The 16,424-nt window shown below is 54.9% G+C and carries 17 protein-coding genes and 1 pseudogene; 12 read left to right on the top strand and 6 right to left on the bottom strand.

Annotated elements, in window-relative coordinates:
* The first annotated feature begins 49 nt into the window (after window positions 1-49).
* The 4 genes from cysB to acnA all read left to right on the top strand — a co-directional run bounded on the left by cysB (window position 50) and on the right by acnA (window position 4,541).
* Window positions 50-1,024, top strand: coding sequence for an HTH-type transcriptional regulator CysB (cysB, locus tag H7R76_RS13765; protein WP_035892921.1), 975 nt, complete (start codon window positions 50-52; stop codon window positions 1,022-1,024).
* A 306-nt stretch (window positions 1,025-1,330) separates the two neighbouring features.
* Window positions 1,331-1,480: a YmiA family putative membrane protein gene (locus H7R76_RS13760; protein WP_484132387.1), complete on the top strand. Its 150-nt coding sequence runs from the start codon at window positions 1,331-1,333 to the stop codon at window positions 1,478-1,480.
* A gap of 1 nt (window position 1,481) precedes the next feature.
* The gene (locus tag H7R76_RS13755) at window positions 1,482-1,649 is read left to right on the top strand and encodes a YciX family protein (protein WP_182929035.1); all 168 of its coding nucleotides are present in this window, start codon (window positions 1,482-1,484) and stop codon (window positions 1,647-1,649) included.
* Window positions 1,650-1,865: 216 nt separating this feature from the next.
* Window positions 1,866-4,541: an aconitate hydratase AcnA gene (gene acnA, locus H7R76_RS13750; protein ID WP_182965533.1), complete on the top strand. Its 2,676-nt coding sequence runs from the start codon at window positions 1,866-1,868 to the stop codon at window positions 4,539-4,541.
* A gap of 93 nt (window positions 4,542-4,634) precedes the next feature.
* Here acnA and H7R76_RS13745 read toward each other — a convergent pair whose 3' ends face one another.
* Entirely contained in the window at window positions 4,635-5,315 is a 681-nt protein-coding gene (locus H7R76_RS13745) for an AraC family ligand binding domain-containing protein (RefSeq protein ID WP_182965531.1), read from the bottom strand.
* A gap of 116 nt (window positions 5,316-5,431) precedes the next feature.
* Here H7R76_RS13745 and H7R76_RS13740 point away from each other — a divergent pair, with 116 nt between their 5' ends.
* The 3 genes from H7R76_RS13740 to H7R76_RS13730 are packed head-to-tail and all read left to right on the top strand — an operon-like array spanning window position 5,432 to window position 8,357.
* Window positions 5,432-6,322, top strand: coding sequence for a carbohydrate ABC transporter permease (locus H7R76_RS13740; RefSeq protein WP_106929027.1), 891 nt, complete (start codon window positions 5,432-5,434; stop codon window positions 6,320-6,322).
* Window positions 6,315-7,217 carry a carbohydrate ABC transporter permease gene (locus H7R76_RS13735; protein WP_106929025.1) on the top strand — a complete coding sequence of 301 codons (903 nt, stop codon included), beginning with the start codon at window positions 6,315-6,317 and terminating at the stop codon, window positions 7,215-7,217. The genes H7R76_RS13740 and H7R76_RS13735 overlap by 8 nt, the downstream gene beginning before the upstream one ends.
* Before the next feature lie 12 nt (window positions 7,218-7,229).
* Entirely contained in the window at window positions 7,230-8,357 is a 1,128-nt protein-coding gene (locus H7R76_RS13730; RefSeq protein ID WP_106929023.1) for an ABC transporter ATP-binding protein, read from the top strand.
* Between the two features lie 46 nt (window positions 8,358-8,403).
* Here the strand turns inward: H7R76_RS13730 and ribA are convergent, their stop codons facing one another.
* A complete protein-coding gene (gene ribA, locus H7R76_RS13725; RefSeq protein WP_106929021.1) occupies window positions 8,404-8,994 on the bottom strand; it encodes a GTP cyclohydrolase II in 591 nt (196 codons plus the stop codon).
* 167 nt (window positions 8,995-9,161) lie between these two features.
* Between ribA and pgpB the strand changes: the two genes are divergently transcribed.
* The 5 genes from pgpB (at window position 9,162) to yciH (ending at window position 12,751) form a co-directional block, all read left to right on the top strand.
* Window positions 9,162-9,887, top strand: coding sequence for a phosphatidylglycerophosphatase B (gene pgpB, locus H7R76_RS13720; protein ID WP_182928279.1), 726 nt, complete (start codon window positions 9,162-9,164; stop codon window positions 9,885-9,887).
* A 169-nt stretch (window positions 9,888-10,056) separates the two neighbouring features.
* The gene (locus H7R76_RS13715; RefSeq protein WP_106929017.1) at window positions 10,057-10,365 is read left to right on the top strand and encodes a LapA family protein; all 309 of its coding nucleotides are present in this window, start codon (window positions 10,057-10,059) and stop codon (window positions 10,363-10,365) included.
* A gap of 6 nt (window positions 10,366-10,371) precedes the next feature.
* The gene (gene lapB / locus H7R76_RS13710) at window positions 10,372-11,541 is read left to right on the top strand and encodes a lipopolysaccharide assembly protein LapB (protein ID WP_106929014.1); all 1,170 of its coding nucleotides are present in this window, start codon (window positions 10,372-10,374) and stop codon (window positions 11,539-11,541) included.
* Window positions 11,542-11,690: 149 nt separating this feature from the next.
* Window positions 11,691-12,425 (top strand): orotidine-5'-phosphate decarboxylase, encoded by a 735-nt coding sequence (gene pyrF, locus H7R76_RS13705; RefSeq protein ID WP_181358023.1) that lies wholly within the window; start codon window positions 11,691-11,693, stop codon window positions 12,423-12,425.
* Entirely contained in the window at window positions 12,425-12,751 is a 327-nt protein-coding gene (yciH, locus tag H7R76_RS13700; RefSeq protein WP_106929011.1) for a stress response translation initiation inhibitor YciH, read from the top strand. Before pyrF ends, yciH begins: the two co-directional genes overlap by 1 nt.
* A gap of 58 nt (window positions 12,752-12,809) precedes the next feature.
* On the opposite strand, the gene osmB is transcribed toward yciH, so the two are convergent.
* From osmB to pdeR, 4 genes and pseudogenes are all read right to left on the bottom strand, one after another.
* Complete coding sequence (gene osmB / locus H7R76_RS13695) at window positions 12,810-13,028, bottom strand: osmotically-inducible lipoprotein OsmB (protein WP_064545993.1); 219 nt, start codon at window positions 13,026-13,028, stop codon at window positions 12,810-12,812.
* A gap of 279 nt (window positions 13,029-13,307) precedes the next feature.
* Window positions 13,308-14,057, bottom strand: coding sequence for a DNA-binding transcriptional regulator YciT (gene yciT, locus H7R76_RS13690; protein WP_106929009.1), 750 nt, complete (start codon window positions 14,055-14,057; stop codon window positions 13,308-13,310).
* Window positions 14,058-14,118: 61 nt separating this feature from the next.
* The gene (locus tag H7R76_RS13685) at window positions 14,119-14,301 is read right to left on the bottom strand and encodes a YciZ family protein (RefSeq protein WP_106929007.1); all 183 of its coding nucleotides are present in this window, start codon (window positions 14,299-14,301) and stop codon (window positions 14,119-14,121) included.
* Window positions 14,302-14,377: 76 nt separating this feature from the next.
* Window positions 14,378-16,369 (bottom strand): annotated as a pseudogene (gene pdeR / locus H7R76_RS13680) (cyclic di-GMP phosphodiesterase).
* Window positions 16,370-16,424: the final 55 nt, after the last annotated feature.

Genomic DNA, 16,424 nt, shown 5'->3' with positions numbered 1-16,424 from the left:
TTAAATCGTCTTTATGATCGATTTCTGAGTACAGACTGGATACAACCGCATGAAATTACAGCAGCTCCGCTATATCGTTGAGGTGGTAAACCATAACCTCAACGTCTCCTCTACCGCAGAAGGGTTATACACTTCACAGCCGGGTATCAGTAAGCAGGTCAGAATGCTGGAGGACGAGCTGGGTATTCAGATTTTCGCCCGTAGCGGTAAACATCTGACGCAGGTCACCCCCGCTGGACAGGAAATTATCCGCATTGCGCGAGAGGTGCTGTCGAAGGTTGACGCCATCAAGTCGGTTGCCGGGGAGCACACCTGGCCGGATAAAGGCTCGCTGTACGTGGCGACAACCCATACGCAGGCGCGCTATGCGCTGCCGGGCGTGATTAAAGGCTTCATTGAGCGCTATCCGCGCGTGTCCCTGCACATGCACCAGGGGTCGCCGACTCAGATTGCCGAGGCGGTCTCTAAGGGGAACGCTGACTTTGCTATTGCTACCGAAGCGCTGCATCTTTATGACGATTTAGTTATGCTGCCGTGCTATCACTGGAACCGTTCTATCGTGGTGACGCCGGAGCATCCGCTGGCGTCGAAAACGTCGGTCACCATTGAAGAGCTGGCGCAGTACCCGCTGGTCACTTACACCTTCGGCTTTACCGGCCGCTCTGAGCTGGATACGGCATTTAACCGCGCGGGCCTGACGCCGCGCATCGTCTTCACCGCTACCGATGCGGACGTGATTAAAACCTACGTGCGTCTGGGGCTCGGGGTGGGGGTGATTGCCAGCATGGCGGTCGATCCGATTTCCGACCCCGATCTGGTGAAGCTCGATGCGGACGGTATTTTCAGCCACAGCACCACTAAGATAGGTTTCCGTCGCAGCACCTTCCTGCGTAGTTATATGTATGATTTTATTCAGCGTTTCGCCCCACACCTGACCCGAGATGTAGTGGATACAGCGGTTGCGCTGCGCTCGAATGAAGATATCGAGGCCATGTTTAAAGATATTAAGCTGCCTGAGAAGTAATCCGTAATGATTATCCGCCTTCAGCCCTTGAAGGCGGAAATGCTTATAATACTCCCCAATAATCCCCTGTTTTTTATGCTGTCATCCTGCAATTTCAAGAAATAAGAATTGTTTCTATTAGCCATTTAGCCACAAAAGTAGAAATAAATTTAAGGTAAGGCAAACTTCTTCGCGTAAATAACCCATGGCTGTCAAAAGATTAAATAAATCTCCGCCGCGGGTTCGTAAAATCGCTGGATCTTTGCTTAAAATTTACTTAGGATTTATCTCAATGATGATTAGTTGTAACAATTAATTGGTGTGAAAGTGATAAGTAATATCGATTGTGAGAGGGCGGTAATGACGTCAGAAAATAAAGCATCAGGCGTGAAACGTAAAGCCTGGCTGAGCGTGTTCCTCGGGTCTGCGCTGTTCTGGATTGTCATTGCGCTGCTGATCTGGAAATTCTGGGGCTGACATGCTGGCGTCCGAACGCATTAAGCCGAAGAAACCTCGCGCCCCGTTGGTAGAGAAGCCGGCCCGCGATGATGAGAATAAGGTTAAGCTCCCTGAAGAATGGAAACTGACGCCGGAGCAAAAGGAATTTATCGAACTCTTCAATCAGGATGAGAATAAGAAACAATAACAATATAGCTGTTTTGCCGCCGTCCGATCCCTCCTGTTTACCAGCCTGCTATTCCCCTTAGCTCTTTATTACGTCCCATCGCTGTCCCTGAATAAGGCGTTGATCGCATTTGTCATTCCGAGCCCTTTTCCGGCGTGTTCGGGCCTGTGTGTTATCTTTAATAAGGACCCTAAGGAGTGTCTGAGTACCGCAATTCCCGCCATTTAAGGAGGAGCTATGTCGTCAACCCTACGAGAGGCCTGCAAGGAAACGCTACAGGTCGATAATAAAACGTACCACTACTACAGTTTAGCGCGCGCCGCTGAAGCCTTGGGCGATCTCTCCCGCCTGCCCAAATCACTCAAAGTCTTACTTGAAAACCTGCTGCGCTGGCAGGATGGCGACTCGGTTACCGCGCAGGATATTCAGGCGCTGGCCGGCTGGCTTCATGGTGCCCATGCGGACAGAGAAATTGCCTATCGCCCTGCGCGCGTGCTGATGCAGGATTTCACCGGCGTACCGGCGGTGGTGGACCTGGCCGCCATGCGTGAAGCGGTAAAACGGCTGGGCGGCGATACCCACAAGGTTAACCCGCTGTCGCCGGTCGACCTGGTGATTGACCACTCGGTGACGGTGGACCGCTTTGGCGATGATGAGGCGTTTGATGACAACGTCTGCCTCGAAATGGCGCGTAACCACGAACGTTATACCTTTTTGCGCTGGGGGCAGCAGGCCTTCAGCCGCTTCCGCGTCGTGCCGCCGGGCACCGGTATTTGCCACCAGGTCAACCTTGAGTACCTTGGCCAGGCGGTGTGGAGCGAACAGCAGGGCAATGAATGGGTTGCCTATCCCGACACGCTGGTCGGCACCGACTCTCATACCACGATGATTAATGGTCTGGGTGTTCTGGGCTGGGGCGTCGGGGGTATTGAAGCCGAAGCGGCGATGCTGGGGCAGCCGGTCTCCATGCTGATACCTGACGTGGTGGGCTTTAAGCTGACCGGTAAACTGCGTGAAGGCATTACGGCCACCGACCTGGTCCTGACCGTTACTCAGATGCTGCGTCAGCTTGGCGTCGTGGGTAAATTTGTCGAATTTTACGGCGATGGGCTCGACGCTTTGCCGCTGGCAGACCGTGCCACGATTGCCAATATGGCGCCGGAGTACGGCGCAACCTGTGGTTTTTTCCCGGTTGATGAGGTTACCCTTGGCTATATGCGGTTGAGCGGGCGTAGCGACGCGCAGGTCGCGCTGGTAGAAGCCTACGCCAAAGCGCAGGGGATGTGGCGACAGAGCGGAGACGAACCGGTATTCAGTCAGACGCTGGCGTTGGATATGGGCACTGTCGAAGCCAGCCTGGCTGGGCCGAAGCGCCCGCAGGACCGCGTTGCGCTGGGCAGCGTACCGAAAGCCTTTAGCGCCGCGACGGAGCTCGAGGTTAACGGCGCGCCGCGTGCGAAACCGGCCGTTGGCTTCACGCTCGATGGTAAACAGCATGCGTTGCCGGAAGGGGCGGTGGTGATTGCGGCCATCACGTCGTGTACCAACACGTCCAATCCCAGCGTGCTGATGGCCGCCGGGCTGTTGGCGAAAAACGCCGTCGCGCGCGGCCTGAAGCCCAAACCCTGGGTCAAGGCCTCGTTGGCACCGGGATCGAAGGTGGTGTCCGAATATCTGGATTACGCCGGGCTGACGCCGTATCTCGACCAGTTGGGCTTTAATCTTGTCGGCTATGGCTGTACAACCTGTATCGGCAACTCCGGCCCGCTACCGGAACCGATTGAGCACGCGATCAGGCAGGGCGACTTAACCGTTGGGGCGGTGCTCTCCGGTAACCGTAACTTTGAAGGGCGTATTCATCCGCTGGTGAAAACCAACTGGCTGGCTTCTCCGCCGCTGGTGGTGGCCTATGCGCTGGCGGGCACCATGACGGTTGACCTGACGCAGGAGCCGCTTGGGGAGGATAGCCTGGGTAACACGGTATATCTGAAGGATATCTGGCCGAGCAGCGCTGAGATTGCGCATGCGGTGCAGCAGGTGTCGACCGATATGTTCCATAAGGAGTATGCAGAAGTGTTCGCGGGGACGCCGGAGTGGAAGGCCATCAGCGTGCCTGCCTCTGATACCTATGGCTGGCAGGCGAATTCAACCTACATCCGGCTGTCGCCGTTCTTTGATGAGATGGGCGTAACGCCCGATCCGGTTGAGGATATCCACGGTGCTCGCGTGCTGGCCATGCTCGGCGATTCGGTGACGACCGACCATATCTCCCCTGCGGGCAGTATCAAGGCCGATAGCCCCGCTGGCCGCTATTTGCAGGAGAACGGCGTCGCCAGCCGCGACTTCAACTCCTACGGCTCACGCCGCGGTAACCATCTGGTCATGATGCGCGGGACGTTCGCCAACATCCGTATCCGCAATGAGATGGTGCCTGGCGTTGAAGGGGGAATGACGCGACTGCTGCCGGGCAACGACGTGATGTCTATCTATGACGCGGCCATGCAGTATCAGGCCCAGGGAACGCCGCTGGCGGTGATTGCCGGTAAAGAGTACGGCTCAGGATCCAGCCGCGACTGGGCGGCAAAGGGCCCGCGTCTGCTGGGCGTTCGGGTCGTTATTGCCGAATCGTTTGAACGTATTCACCGCTCGAATCTGATCGGTATGGGCATTCTGCCGCTGGAGTTCCCGCAGGGCGAAACGCGCAAAACGCTGCAGTTGACCGGCGAAGAGCGGATTGATATCGGCGGGTTACAGCAACTGAAGCCCGGCGCAACTATTCCGGTGCTGTTCACCCGCGCGGACGGTCAGCAGCAAACCGTGCTGTGCCGCTGCCGAATTGATACGGCAACCGAGCTGACCTACTACCAGAACGACGGCATTTTGCATTATGTGATTCGCAATATGCTGCATTAAAAAAAGGGGGCCGGTGACGGCCCCCAAAACGGACGATTGCAAAAGGGAAAACGGACCCAGCATGTTGAACAGCATCATTAATGCGTTCATGCTCTACACCACTCGCGCTAAAACCGATTTATTAAACTTTCTTGCCAGATAGTCGATGCTCAACTCATCGTTGGCGTAATTATGATGTAAATAATTCAGTAAATAAATGATTGAGTCTTCTTTTACACGGTTATTAATAATCTGAGAAATATGACCGCGCTGCAAGAATATTGCCAGCTGTATTAATAACGTTTCGAGCATCAGGGGGCGGTGAGCGAGTTCATTAATCAGCTCTTCATTTAATTGATTCGTGTAAAAGGCGCTGTGAACAAGAGTTTGATGGGTCGCCATAAACTGTTTTTCTGGCGCAAATTCGGCGAGGAGGGCGAGCAGCGGCGGTGTGAGAAAGGCCGGACGAATCAGAATATTCAGCAGCGACAGCTTTTCCACTTTCTCAAAGTAGTGCTCTTCATGCGGGGCCACCACGAACACGGAACCGCGGCTGATGGGCCAGGAAATCCCGTCAATGACGTGCATGCCGCTGCCGGAGGAAACGCAGACCATTTCATAGAAATCGTGAGCGTGCAGCGGGCAGATATCCTGATCGGCAATATGTTTAATCATCAATGAGGCGTTATCTGGGAAATAGGTCGCGTGGCGACGTAGTGTCATAGCCGGTACCTCCAGAAATATATTGTTTTTCAATAATACAACCTGATAAAGAAAAATGAAATGTTCTTTCATTAATCTGTGTGGCTTCACAGCTAATTTTTATTAGCTGCTATTTAATGCCGTAGCAAGATGGCTTTTTCGACCGTAAGGAGACAACCGCAGCATGTTTTTATATATTAGAGGAATCTATGAACGAAAATAAACTATTAGGTCTGGCATGGATCTCGCCCTACATAATAGGGTTACTGGTGTTTACCGCATTCCCCTTTGTATCATCGTTCCTATTGAGTTTTACTCAATACGATCTGATGAGCCCGCCGCAGTTTACCGGTATTGAAAACTACCGGTATATGCTGACGGAGGATGGTCTGTTCTGGAAGTCCCTTGGGGTGACCTTTGCATACGTTTTTGTCACGATTCCCCTCAAGCTCGCGTTTTCGCTGTGCATTGCCTTCGTGCTTAACTTTAAGCTGCGTGGCATCGGTTTTTTTCGCACGGCTTATTACATTCCCTCGATCCTCGGCAGTTCGGTCGCGATTGCGGTGCTGTGGCGAGCGCTGTTCGCCATTGATGGGCTGCTGAACAGCTTTATTGGCGTATTTGGCGTTGACCCGATTAACTGGCTTGGGGAGCCGCCTTTAGCGCTGCTCTCGGTCACGCTGCTGAGCGTATGGCAGTTTGGTTCGTCGATGGTGATCTTTCTCGCTGCATTGCAAAACGTCCCGCAGTCGCAATATGAAGCGGCGATGATCGACGGTGCGACAAAATGGCAGATGTTTTTGAAAATCACGGTGCCGCTGATTACCCCGGTTATCTTCTTTAACTTCATTATGCAAACCAGCGGTGCCTTTCAGGAATTTACCGCGCCGTATGTTATCACCGGCGGCGGCCCAACGTATTACACCTACCTGTTCTCGCTGTACATCTATGATACCGCCTTTAAATACTTCGATATGGGCTATGGCGCTGCGCTAGCGTGGGTGCTGTTCCTGGTCGTGGCTACCTTCGCCTTACTTGCCTTTAAATCGTCGAAATACTGGGTGTTTTATTCTGCCGATAAGGGAGGCAAAAATGAGTGAACTGACCCACCAGACCCCTTCGGAAATGGCAGCCGCGCGCGAGGTTGCACGTACGCTGCGGCGTGAAAAGATCAGCCGCAACATCCGTTATACCATCCTGATGCTGGTGGGGCTGCTGATGCTTTACCCGCTGGCGTGGATGTTCTCAGCCGCGTTTAAACCGAACCATGAAATCTTCACCACGCTGAGTCTGTGGCCTTCACACGCCACCTGGGACGGCTTTATTAACGGCTGGAAGACCGGTACGGAATATCACTTCGGTCATTACATGCTCAACACCTTCAAGTACGTGATCCCGAAAGTTATTCTGACCATTATCTCCTCGACCATCGTGGCCTACGGTTTTGCCCGTTTTGACATCCCAGGGAAGAAATTCTGGTTTGCAACCCTGATTGCCACCATGCTGCTGCCGAGCACCGTGCTGTTGATTCCTCAGTACCTGATGTTCCGCGAAATGGGCATGCTCAACAGCTATCTGCCGTTGTATCTGCCCACCGCATTCGCCACTCAGGGGTTCTTCGTCTTTATGCTGATTCAGTTCCTGCGCGGCGTGCCGCGTGACATGGAAGAAGCCGCGCAGATTGACGGCTGTAACTCCATTCAGGTGCTGTGGTATGTGCTGGTGCCGATTCTGAAGCCGGCGATCATCTCCGTGGCCCTGTTCCAGTTTATGTGGTCGATGAACGACTTTATCGGTCCGCTGATCTACGTCTACAGCGTGGATAAGTACCCGATCGCCCTGGCGTTGAAAATGTCTATCGACGTCACCGAAGGCGCGCCGTGGAACGAAATTCTGGCTATGGCAAGTATCTCCATTCTGCCTTCGATCATTGTCTTCTTCCTGGCGCAGCGTTACTTCGTCCAGGGTGTCTCCAGTAGCGGAATTAAAGGTTAAAAGGAAAATATCATGGCTGAAGTGATTTTTAACAAACTGGAAAAGGTGTACTCCAACGGCTTCAAAGCGGTGCATGGTATCGACCTGAAAATCGCCGAAGGCGAATTCATGGTGATCGTCGGGCCATCCGGCTGCGCTAAATCGACGACCCTGCGCATGCTGGCAGGGCTTGAAACCATCAGCGGCGGCGAAATTCGCATTGGTGACAAGGTGGTGAATAACCTCGCGCCGAAAGCGCGCGGCATCGCGATGGTGTTCCAGAACTATGCGTTGTACCCGCACATGACCGTGCGTGAAAACCTGGCGTTCGGCCTGAAGCTGAGCAAAATGCCGAAAGAGCAGATTGCGGCCCAGGTGAACGAAGCCGCCAAAATCCTCGAGCTGGAAGAGCTGCTGGACCGTCTGCCGCGACAGCTCTCCGGTGGGCAGGCGCAGCGTGTGGCCGTGGGCCGCGCGATTGTGAAAAAGCCGGACGTGTTCCTGTTTGATGAACCGCTGTCTAACCTTGACGCTAAGCTGCGTGCGTCGATGCGCATCCGTATTTCTGACCTGCATAAACAGCTCAAACAATCGGGTAAGCCGGCGACCACCGTTTACGTCACCCACGATCAAACCGAAGCAATGACCATGGGCGACCGCATCTGCGTGATGAAGCTGGGTCATATTATGCAGGTCGATACCCCGGACAACCTCTATCACTATCCACATAATATGTTTGTTGCCGGGTTTATCGGCGCGCCGGAGATGAACATCAAACCGGCGAAAATACTGAAAAAAGCGGACGGGCTGCACGTGACCGTCGGCCACGATACGCTGCCGCTGAGCGCCCAGCAGCAGCGTAAAGTCGTCGGCCACATCGACAAAGACGTGTTCTTCGGCATTCGCCCTGAATATGTTGCGGTATCAGTCCGTCCGTTCGCGGAAGGCGGCGGTAGGGGCACGCTGATCCGTGCGGAAAATATGGGCCATGAGTTCTTCCTCTATCTGCAGGTAGGGGAGTTTGAAATGACGGCGCGAATACCGTCAGACGATGCGAAAGAGATCCTTGACGCCGGTCTTCACCGCCCGGTTTGGTTTTGCTTTGATATGGAGAAATGTCACATCTTTGATGCGCAGAGCGAGCTGAATATTTCGCTGTAGGGTGGGGGACGGTCGCCGTTCAGGAACGTAACGGCGACCGCAAATATTACTTAGTCAGCAAATGCCCCATCTTGGCTGCTTTGGTGTCAAGATAGTGGGCATTTTTCGGGTTACGGCCAACGATCAGCGGCACGCGTTCCACGATATTGATTCCCGCTTCGGTCAGAATTTCGACCTTCTTCGGGTTGTTGGTCAGCAGACGCACCGCGTCAACGCCCAGCAGCTTGAACATATCGGCGCACAGGGTGAAGTCGCGCTCATCGGCGGCAAAGCCGAGCTGGTGGTTGGCTTCTACGGTATCGTAGCCCTGATCCTGCAGCGCATAGGCACGAATTTTATTCAGTAGACCAATGTTGCGACCCTCCTGGCGATGATACAGCAGGATCCCACGGCCTTCTTCCGCGATGTGCGACAGCGCGGCTTCAAGCTGGAAACCACAGTCACAGCGCAGGCTGAATAGCGCATCGCCGGTCAAACATTCAGAGTGTACCCGCGACAGCACCGGCGTTTGCCCGGTAATATCACCAAAAACCAGCGCGACGTGGTCGTGCCCGGTTGCCAGTTCTTCAAAGCCCACCATCAGGAAATCGCCCCAGGGGGTTGGCAGTTTGGCTTCTGCCACACGTTTAAGCTGCATGTGATTCTCCAGATTATGTCAGCGCCAACGACGCCTTCTGTTTTCCTTATTTTGCCACAACGTGCTTTACTTCACCTAATCGTGCGCGGGCGACCGCCGTTAAAGCGCACAAAATTGACACTTTATTGGGTTTCCACACTGTGACATCGCTGAAAAAAGGAAGAAAAATGCCGACCATTGCCACGCGAACCCTTATTGGAGCCGCCATACTTTTACTGATGCCGCTCGCGGTGTGGATAACCGGCTGGCAGTGGCTTCCGGGGCCGAGCGGCTGGGGGCTCAAGGCGCTATACGCGGTAACGGAAACGGTCACTCAGCCCTGGGGGATTATCACCCATCTGCTGCTATGCGGCCTGTTTGTCTGGGCGCTGCGCCCGCGTCCGCGTGGCGCGATTGTGCTGGTGTTGATTCTGAGTGCAGCGGTTGTGCTGGGGCAGGGGGCAAAATCGCTGGTGAAGGGCATGGTGCAGGAACCCCGGCCGTTTGTGGTCTGGTTGGAAAAAACGCAGCAAATCCCGGTTGAGCAGTTCTACACTTTAAAACGGAGCGAACGCTCGGCGTTGGTCAAAGAGCAGCTGGCGCAACAGCGTGATATTCCCGGTTTTTTACGCCATCACTGGCAAAAAGAGACCGGTTTTGCGTTCCCGTCAGGACACACCATGTTTGCCGCAACCTGGGCTCTGCTGGCCGCCGGGCTGCTGTGGGCGCGGCGTCGCGCGATTGCGGTAGCGCTGATGATGGCCTGGGCGATTGCCGTGATGGGCAGCCGTCTGCTGTTAGGGATGCACTGGCCGCTGGATTTGATGGTGGCCACCGTCATGTCGTGGGTGCTGGCGACGCTCGCCGGCTGGCTCGCCGTGAGGTACTGTGGGCTGCTGGAAAAAGAGACATAAAAACAGGGCGCGAAGCGATGAAAAGGGGAAAAGGGTTGATTTCCTTCGTTGTCACCCATAGATCCTGGTCTTACAGAACGCTTTTCCATTTCGTCGCCGCGGTGAAGATGTTATTTTATAAGGCTGGATGCTGTGTTAACACTGCAGAAGCCGCATAACGGGAAGTCATGTGAAATACTTACTCATTTTCTTATTAGTGTTAGCGATTTTCGTCATTTCAGTGACGCTGGGTGCGCAAAACGATCAGCTTGTGACCTTCAACTATCTGCTGGCACAGGGTGAATTCAGAATTTCGACGCTGCTTGCGGTGCTGTTTGCCGTTGGCTTCGCCATTGGTTGGCTGGTTTGTGGCCTGTTCTGGCTGCGTGTGCGCGTGTCGCTGATGCGTGCGGAACGTAAAATCAAACGACTGGAACATCAACTTGCCCCAGAGACGGCCCCAGCGGTAACGCCGGCGGCAGCGGCGGCGAAGGAATAATTATCTATGCTGGAGTTGTTGTTTCTGCTTTTGCCTGTCGCCGCCGCCTATGGCTGGTATATGGGCCGCAGAAGTGCGCAACAGTCCAAACAGGACGAAGCGAACCGCCTGTCGCGTGACTACGTGGCAGGGGTCAACTTTCTTTTAAGCAACCAGCAGGATAAAGCGGTTGACCTGTTCCTCGACATGCTGAAAGAGGACACCGGCACCGTGGAAGCGCACCTGACGCTGGGCAACCTGTTCCGTTCACGCGGCGAGGTTGACCGGGCTATCCGCATTCACCAGACGCTGATGGAAAGCGCCTCCTTAACTTACGACCAGCGTCTGCTGGCGGTGCAGCAGCTTGGTCGCGACTATATGGCCGCCGGGCTGTACGACCGCGCCGAAGATATGTTCAGCCAACTGGTCGACGAAACCGATTTTCGCATTAGCGCGTTGCAGCAGCTGTTGCAAATTTATCAGGCTACCAGCGACTGGCAGAAGGCGATTGATACCGCCGAGCGGCTGGTCAAACTGGGTAAAGACAAACACCGCGGCGAAATTGCCCACTTCTGGTGTGAACTGGCGCTTCAGCAGATGGGCAACGACGAGCTGGATAAAGCCCTGTCGTTACTCAAGCGCGGCGCGGCGGCCGATCCGTCCAGCGCCCGTGTCTCCATTATGATGGGCCGCGCGTGGATGGCGAAAGGCGACTACGCCAAAGCCATGGACAGCCTGCTGCGGGTGATTAACCAGGATAAAGAACTGGTTAGCGAAACCCTCGAGATGCTGCAAACCTGCTATCACCAGTTGGGCAAAGACAAAGAGTGGGAACCGTTCCTGCAGCGTTGCGTGGAAGAAAACACCGGCGCAGCGGCCGAACTGATGCTCGCGCAGGTCGTGGAGCAGAGCAAAGGCAGCGACGCGGCGCAAACCTACGTTACGCGCCAGCTCCAGCGTCACCCGACGATGCGCGTGTTCCATAAGCTGATGGACTACCACCTCAACGAGGCGGAAGAAGGGCGCGCGAAAGAGAGCCTGATGGTACTGCGCGACATGGTTGGCGAACAGGTGCGCAGCAAGCCGCGCTACCGCTGCCAGAAGTGCGGCTTCACCGCTTATACGCTTTACTGGCACTGCCCGTCGTGCCGGGCATGGTCAACCATAAAACCAATTCGCGGCCTTGATGGGCAGTAATTGTAAAAAAACGCCCTCCTTAGTTACAACATACTTTAATTTCCCCACCGTTGCCGCCTCTGCCATTGTGCCTGCTGGGTCACGCAGGTAGAATGCTGCCCGTTTACCTTTTCTGCACCGCGCGTGCCCATCAACAAGAAGGTCCAGTCATGTCCGTTGCTTCATCTTCTTCTCGTATCGTCACATCCTCTCCCGTTGTTGTTGCTCTCGACTATGATAATCGCGATAAGGCGCTCGCCTTCGTTGACCGTATCGATCCGCGCGACTGCCGCCTGAAGGTCGGCAAGGAGATGTTCACGCTGTTTGGCCCACAGCTGGTGCGTGATTTACAGCAGCGCGGTTTTGATATTTTCCTCGACCTGAAGTTTCACGATATCCCAAACACCACCGCCCACGCGGTGGCGGCAGCAGCCGATCTCGGCGTGTGGATGGTGAACGTCCACGCTTCAGGCGGCGCGCGCATGATGACCGCCGCGCGTGAAGCGCTGGTGCCGTTTGGCCACGATGCGCCGCTGCTGATTGCGGTCACCGTGCTCACCAGCATGGAGTCCAGCGACTTACAGGATCTGGGCATCGCGCTGACCCCGGCCGACTACGCGGCTAAGCTGGCGACGCTGACCAAGAACTGCGGGCTGGACGGCGTGGTATGCTCGGCGCAGGAAGCGGTACGCTTTAAGCAGGAGCTGGGACAAGCGTTTAAGCTGGTGACGCCGGGTATTCGTCCGGCTGGCAGCGCGGCGGGCGATCAGCGTCGTATTATGACGCCGGAACAGGCGCTGGCGGCGGGCGTGGACTATATGGTGATTGGTCGTCCGGTGACGCAGTCCGACAATCCGGCACAAACTCTGCGTGATATTAACGCATCGTTAAATCTGGGGGCGTAATGAGCGAGACGAACAGCCGTCTGGTTTACTCAACGGAAACCGGGCGTATTGACGAACCGAAAGTTGTCGCAGCGCGTCCGAAAGGCGATGGTATTGTGCGTATACAGCGCCAAATCAGCGGGCGTAAAGGGAAGGGCGTGTGCCTGATTACCGGCATCGATCTGGATGACGATGCGCTGGCAAAGCTGGCCGCCGAACTGAAGAAAAAATGCGGCTGTGGCGGTGCGGTGAAGGACGGCGTGATTGAAATTCAGGGCGATAAACGTGACCTGCTGAAATCACTGCTGGAAGCGAAAGGCATGAAGGTGAAGCTGGCGGGAGGCTGAGTAGCCTCCATGAAAAGGGCCCCGATTTTCATCGGAGCCCTGCAATTCTGCGTGCGACTTACTTGCCAACCTGATGGCCGATAATCCCGCCAACCGCCGCGCCACCCAGCGTACCCAGGGCGCTGCCGTCCGTTAATACTGCGCCACCGATGGCACCTGCACCGGCACCCAGCGCGGTGTTACGGTCACGTTTAGACCAGTTAGAACATGCGCTCAGCGACATGACCAGTGTTACTGCTACCATCGCGGCAGCCATTTTTTTGCTCATTGAAGTCATTTTGTTTCTCCTGAATGTTTCTATTCACGGAAGCGCTACCGTCATTATAGACATCGCAGGCGGTCCTCTCCCGTAAAGCTTGTTGCGCAGGTTGTAAATTTTGCTGCTAAAAGTCACGCAAGTGATAGTTACTTCCTGTTATATCGCTAACATTAATTTTACGGTTTTGTGATGTTGTAGACAGGTAAAAACTCTTAATTCCGTGGTCGGAAAAATCTCATAGCGAGGCGGGGGCGGGAAAGGGAAACAACCCGACGCGGTGCGCATCGGGTCAAGGCGTTACGGGCGTTTAACGATGTTCACGGTCAGACCCGTTTGCTCAAGCTGAAGCTGCTTTTCGGTGGTCAGATTATCGTCGGTGATCACCCGGTTGAATGCGCTCATCGGGCCGAGCGCGTAAGGGTGAATCGCACCGAATTTCGAGCTGTCGCTAAGTACAATCGCCTCGCTGCCTTTTTCCAGCACGGCGTTGACGATATCGGCACGCATCATATCGCGGCCGGTAAAGCCAGTCTCTGGCTGCCAGCCGTCAATGCCGATAAACGCCTTACTGAAATGCACCTGCTGAATATACTGACGCGTCAGTGGGCCGACCATACTCTCGCTTTTTTTCTGGTAAATGCCGCCCAGCAGAATCACTTCTCCCGGCGTCTCTTTGAGCAGATGGGCAATATAGCTGCTGACCGTAATAATGGTGATATCCGCCTGAGTTGCCAGCGCGCGCGCGAGCAGGGCGTTGCTGCTGCCGTTTTCGATAAATACGGTTTCACCCGGACGAACCAGCGAAGCGGCAAACTCTGCCAGCTCACGCTTGAGGGCGAAGTTGTTCATCATGCGCGTTTCGACGTCTTCGCTGTCCAGCGGCACCGCATAGCCGTGGGTACGGCGCAGGTAGCTCTGTTTTTCCAGCAGGTTCAGGTCCTGACGAATCGTCACTTCCGATACGCCGGTCATTTTCGCCAGATCGGCGACGCTCATACGGCCTTTATCAATGACCAGTTGGAGAATAGTTTGCTGTCGGGCGTTCATAATAAATCGATTAATTTCTCTATGCTAAGGCGTCCGTTACGCGATGGCAGGGCAAATGGCGTCAGATTTCCCACGGGGATTTAGGCTGACCTGTTTTGGCATCGCGTTCATCTGCGGCATACGCCAGCAGCTCGGCTTTTAATATTTCCAGATTATTGATGGCGGAGTGGGTATCGCCGCCGACCAGAATATCCAATACGGTATCAATACGTTGGGCAACCTGGCGCGCATCGAGCTCGGACATGGTGGGATCCTGTTAATAAATTCGATTGAAATCAATGATGCAAAATTTACAGACAAAAGAGAAGTGAAAAAAAAGCTTAGCTTATAACCCCCTGGCGCGCCGCCAGCCAGCTTTCCAGCTCGGATGCGGGCATGGGGCGGGCAAAAAAATAGCCCTGACGTTCCTCGACGCCGTTGTGGGTCAAAAATGCATCGTCGTTTGCATCCTCCACGCCTTCGGCAATAACGCGTAAATTCAGCGCGCGGGCCACCGCGATAATCGCCAGCACGAGCGATTGCGATACGGAATGCGTGTGTACGTGATGCACAAAAAGATGGTCCAGTTTGATGGTATCAATAGGGAAACGCGCCAGCTGCGAAAGAGAAGAATAGCCGGTACCGAAGTCATCAAGATGGATTTGCGCGCCCAGCGAACGAAACTGCTTGATGACCTCCAGCGCCAGTTCCGCGTTATCAATCAGACAGCTTTCGGTCAGCTCGATATCAATCGGGCATTCCGCAAAATGCTGCGCCTTTAGCGCCTGTTTGAGGTCGCTGACGATGGATTGATCGACCAGCTGGCGCGCTGAGACGTTCACTGCGACGCGCAGATGAATGCCGCGATCGCGCCACTGCGCCAGCTGGCGGATAGCCTCCAGCATCACCCAGCGCCCCAGCGGGACAATCAGCCCGGACTCCTCGGCGTAGGCAATAAAGTCCATCGGCGGGATCAGCCCGCGCTCCGGCGAATTCCAGCGTACCAGCGCCTCTACGCTTTGTACTTCACCGTTCATCGTCACCTTGGGCTGATAGTGAATGATGAGCTGATCGCTTTGCAGTGCTTTGCGCAGGTTGGTGTCCAGCCACAGGTATTCAAATACCCGCAGATTCATCTCAGGGGAAAATATGCTAAAACGACCGCGTCCGCGCTCCTTGGCGGTGTACATGGCGGTATCGGCATTGCGAATCAGGCTTTCCGGGTCTTCACCGTGCTGCGGGGCGAGCGAAATGCCGAGCGAGCAGCCGCTGTAAACTTCAAGCAACCCAATGCGGAACGGATCGCGCAGGCGGCTCAGAACCCTGGATGCCATCGCCTCTAACGCCCCCTGCGACGTATTGACCGCCAGTACGATAAATTCGTCGCCGCCGAGCCGGGCCAGCGTCTGACCCTCTTCCAGGCAGCTTAAAATCGACAGCGCGACCGATTGCAACAGCTGATCGCCAAAAACGTGGCCATAGGCATCGTTCACTTTCTTAAAGTTATCGAGGTCAAAATAGACGATGCCAATCTGCTCGTCCCCCTGGCGGGCGTCAATGGCGTGGCCGATCATCTCAGTGATGGCGTGACGGTTGGGTAAGCCGGTGATGGTATCGGTATTCGCCAGCACCCGCAGCCGCTCCTGAGCCTTACGCTCTTAGGTAATATCGATGCCGGAGCAGATTAAGTAGATTTCATTTTTGCCGCTGCCGCTGTGGACGAAGCGGTTGCGGAACAGAAACAGGCGTAGCCCCTTGCGGGTTTTAATCCAGCGTTCAACTTCATAGGGCCCGCCGTTAGTAAAAAAATGGGCAACGTTTTCCCGGGCGGCGGCGGCCTCCGGGGCGGACATAAACAGCTCAAACGCTGTTTTACCAATCACGTCCTGCTCTTTGACACCGCTGTATTCCTCGCACAGGCGGTTAAAGCGCTGAATTTTGCCTTCACGGTCGAGGATAACGATGACGGTATTGGCTTCGGAAACGACCTGTTCGGCAAACAGCAGACCCTGTAAAAGATCGCGGGCGACGGAAGAGGTGTCGAACCAGGAGGAGGCGGTACCGGCCCATTCGGTACAGCTGATTTTGCGGCCAATCAGATGAACAGGCACGTCATAGCCGTTGAGCTGAATAGAGATAGCCACGCTTGAGGTCGTAACGGTCATGGCGCGAATACGGCTGACGCTTTCTTCGCTTAGCGGAATGGCGAGGTCGGTGTTTCTGTCGGGGTCCGTCCCCATATGCAGCGCGGACTCACCGTGCGACATACGCCAGTACAGGCTGCTTTCACTGGAGTTTGGGTCGAGCAGACTTTGTGCCAGAGATTTCTCCATTTCTTCCCCTCGTACACCTGCGTTTGATGAGACCAATTTCCACGTCATTGGTATT

It is taken from the genome of Klebsiella sp. WP8-S18-ESBL-06 (assembly GCF_014169755.1).
GTDB classification, from domain to species: Bacteria; Pseudomonadota; Gammaproteobacteria; order Enterobacterales; family Enterobacteriaceae; genus Kluyvera; species Kluyvera ascorbata_B.
This window is presented reverse-complemented; position numbering and strand designations above follow the sequence as displayed.

Excerpts from the sequence above, each read along its gene's own strand:
- H7R76_RS13730 (WP_106929023.1), top strand. The coding sequence starts at position 7,230 with ATGGCTGAAGTGATTTTTAACAAACTGGAAAAGGTGTACTCCAACGGC.
- acnA (WP_182965533.1), top strand. The coding sequence starts at position 1,866 with ATGTCGTCAACCCTACGAGAGGCCTGCAAGGAAACGCTACAGGTCGAT.
- H7R76_RS13735 (WP_106929025.1), top strand. The coding sequence starts at position 6,315 with ATGAGTGAACTGACCCACCAGACCCCTTCGGAAATGGCAGCCGCGCGC.
- yciT (WP_106929009.1), bottom strand. The coding sequence starts at position 14,057 with ATGAACGCCCGACAGCAAACTATTCTCCAACTGGTCATTGATAAAGGC.
- lapB (WP_106929014.1), top strand. The coding sequence starts at position 10,372 with ATGCTGGAGTTGTTGTTTCTGCTTTTGCCTGTCGCCGCCGCCTATGGC.
- H7R76_RS13740 (WP_106929027.1), top strand. The coding sequence starts at position 5,432 with ATGAACGAAAATAAACTATTAGGTCTGGCATGGATCTCGCCCTACATA.
- pyrF (WP_181358023.1), top strand. The coding sequence starts at position 11,691 with ATGTCCGTTGCTTCATCTTCTTCTCGTATCGTCACATCCTCTCCCGTT.
- osmB (WP_064545993.1), bottom strand. The coding sequence starts at position 13,028 with ATGACTTCAATGAGCAAAAAAATGGCTGCCGCGATGGTAGCAGTAACA.
- ribA (WP_106929021.1), bottom strand. The coding sequence starts at position 8,994 with ATGCAGCTTAAACGTGTGGCAGAAGCCAAACTGCCAACCCCCTGGGGC.
- pgpB (WP_182928279.1), top strand. The coding sequence starts at position 9,162 with ATGCCGACCATTGCCACGCGAACCCTTATTGGAGCCGCCATACTTTTA.
- cysB (WP_035892921.1), top strand. The coding sequence starts at position 50 with ATGAAATTACAGCAGCTCCGCTATATCGTTGAGGTGGTAAACCATAAC.
- H7R76_RS13755 (WP_182929035.1), top strand. The coding sequence starts at position 1,482 with ATGCTGGCGTCCGAACGCATTAAGCCGAAGAAACCTCGCGCCCCGTTG.
- H7R76_RS13745 (WP_182965531.1), bottom strand. The coding sequence starts at position 5,315 with ATGAAAGAACATTTCATTTTTCTTTATCAGGTTGTATTATTGAAAAAC.
- H7R76_RS13685 (WP_106929007.1), bottom strand. The coding sequence starts at position 14,301 with ATGTCCGAGCTCGATGCGCGCCAGGTTGCCCAACGTATTGATACCGTA.
- yciH (WP_106929011.1), top strand. The coding sequence starts at position 12,425 with ATGAGCGAGACGAACAGCCGTCTGGTTTACTCAACGGAAACCGGGCGT.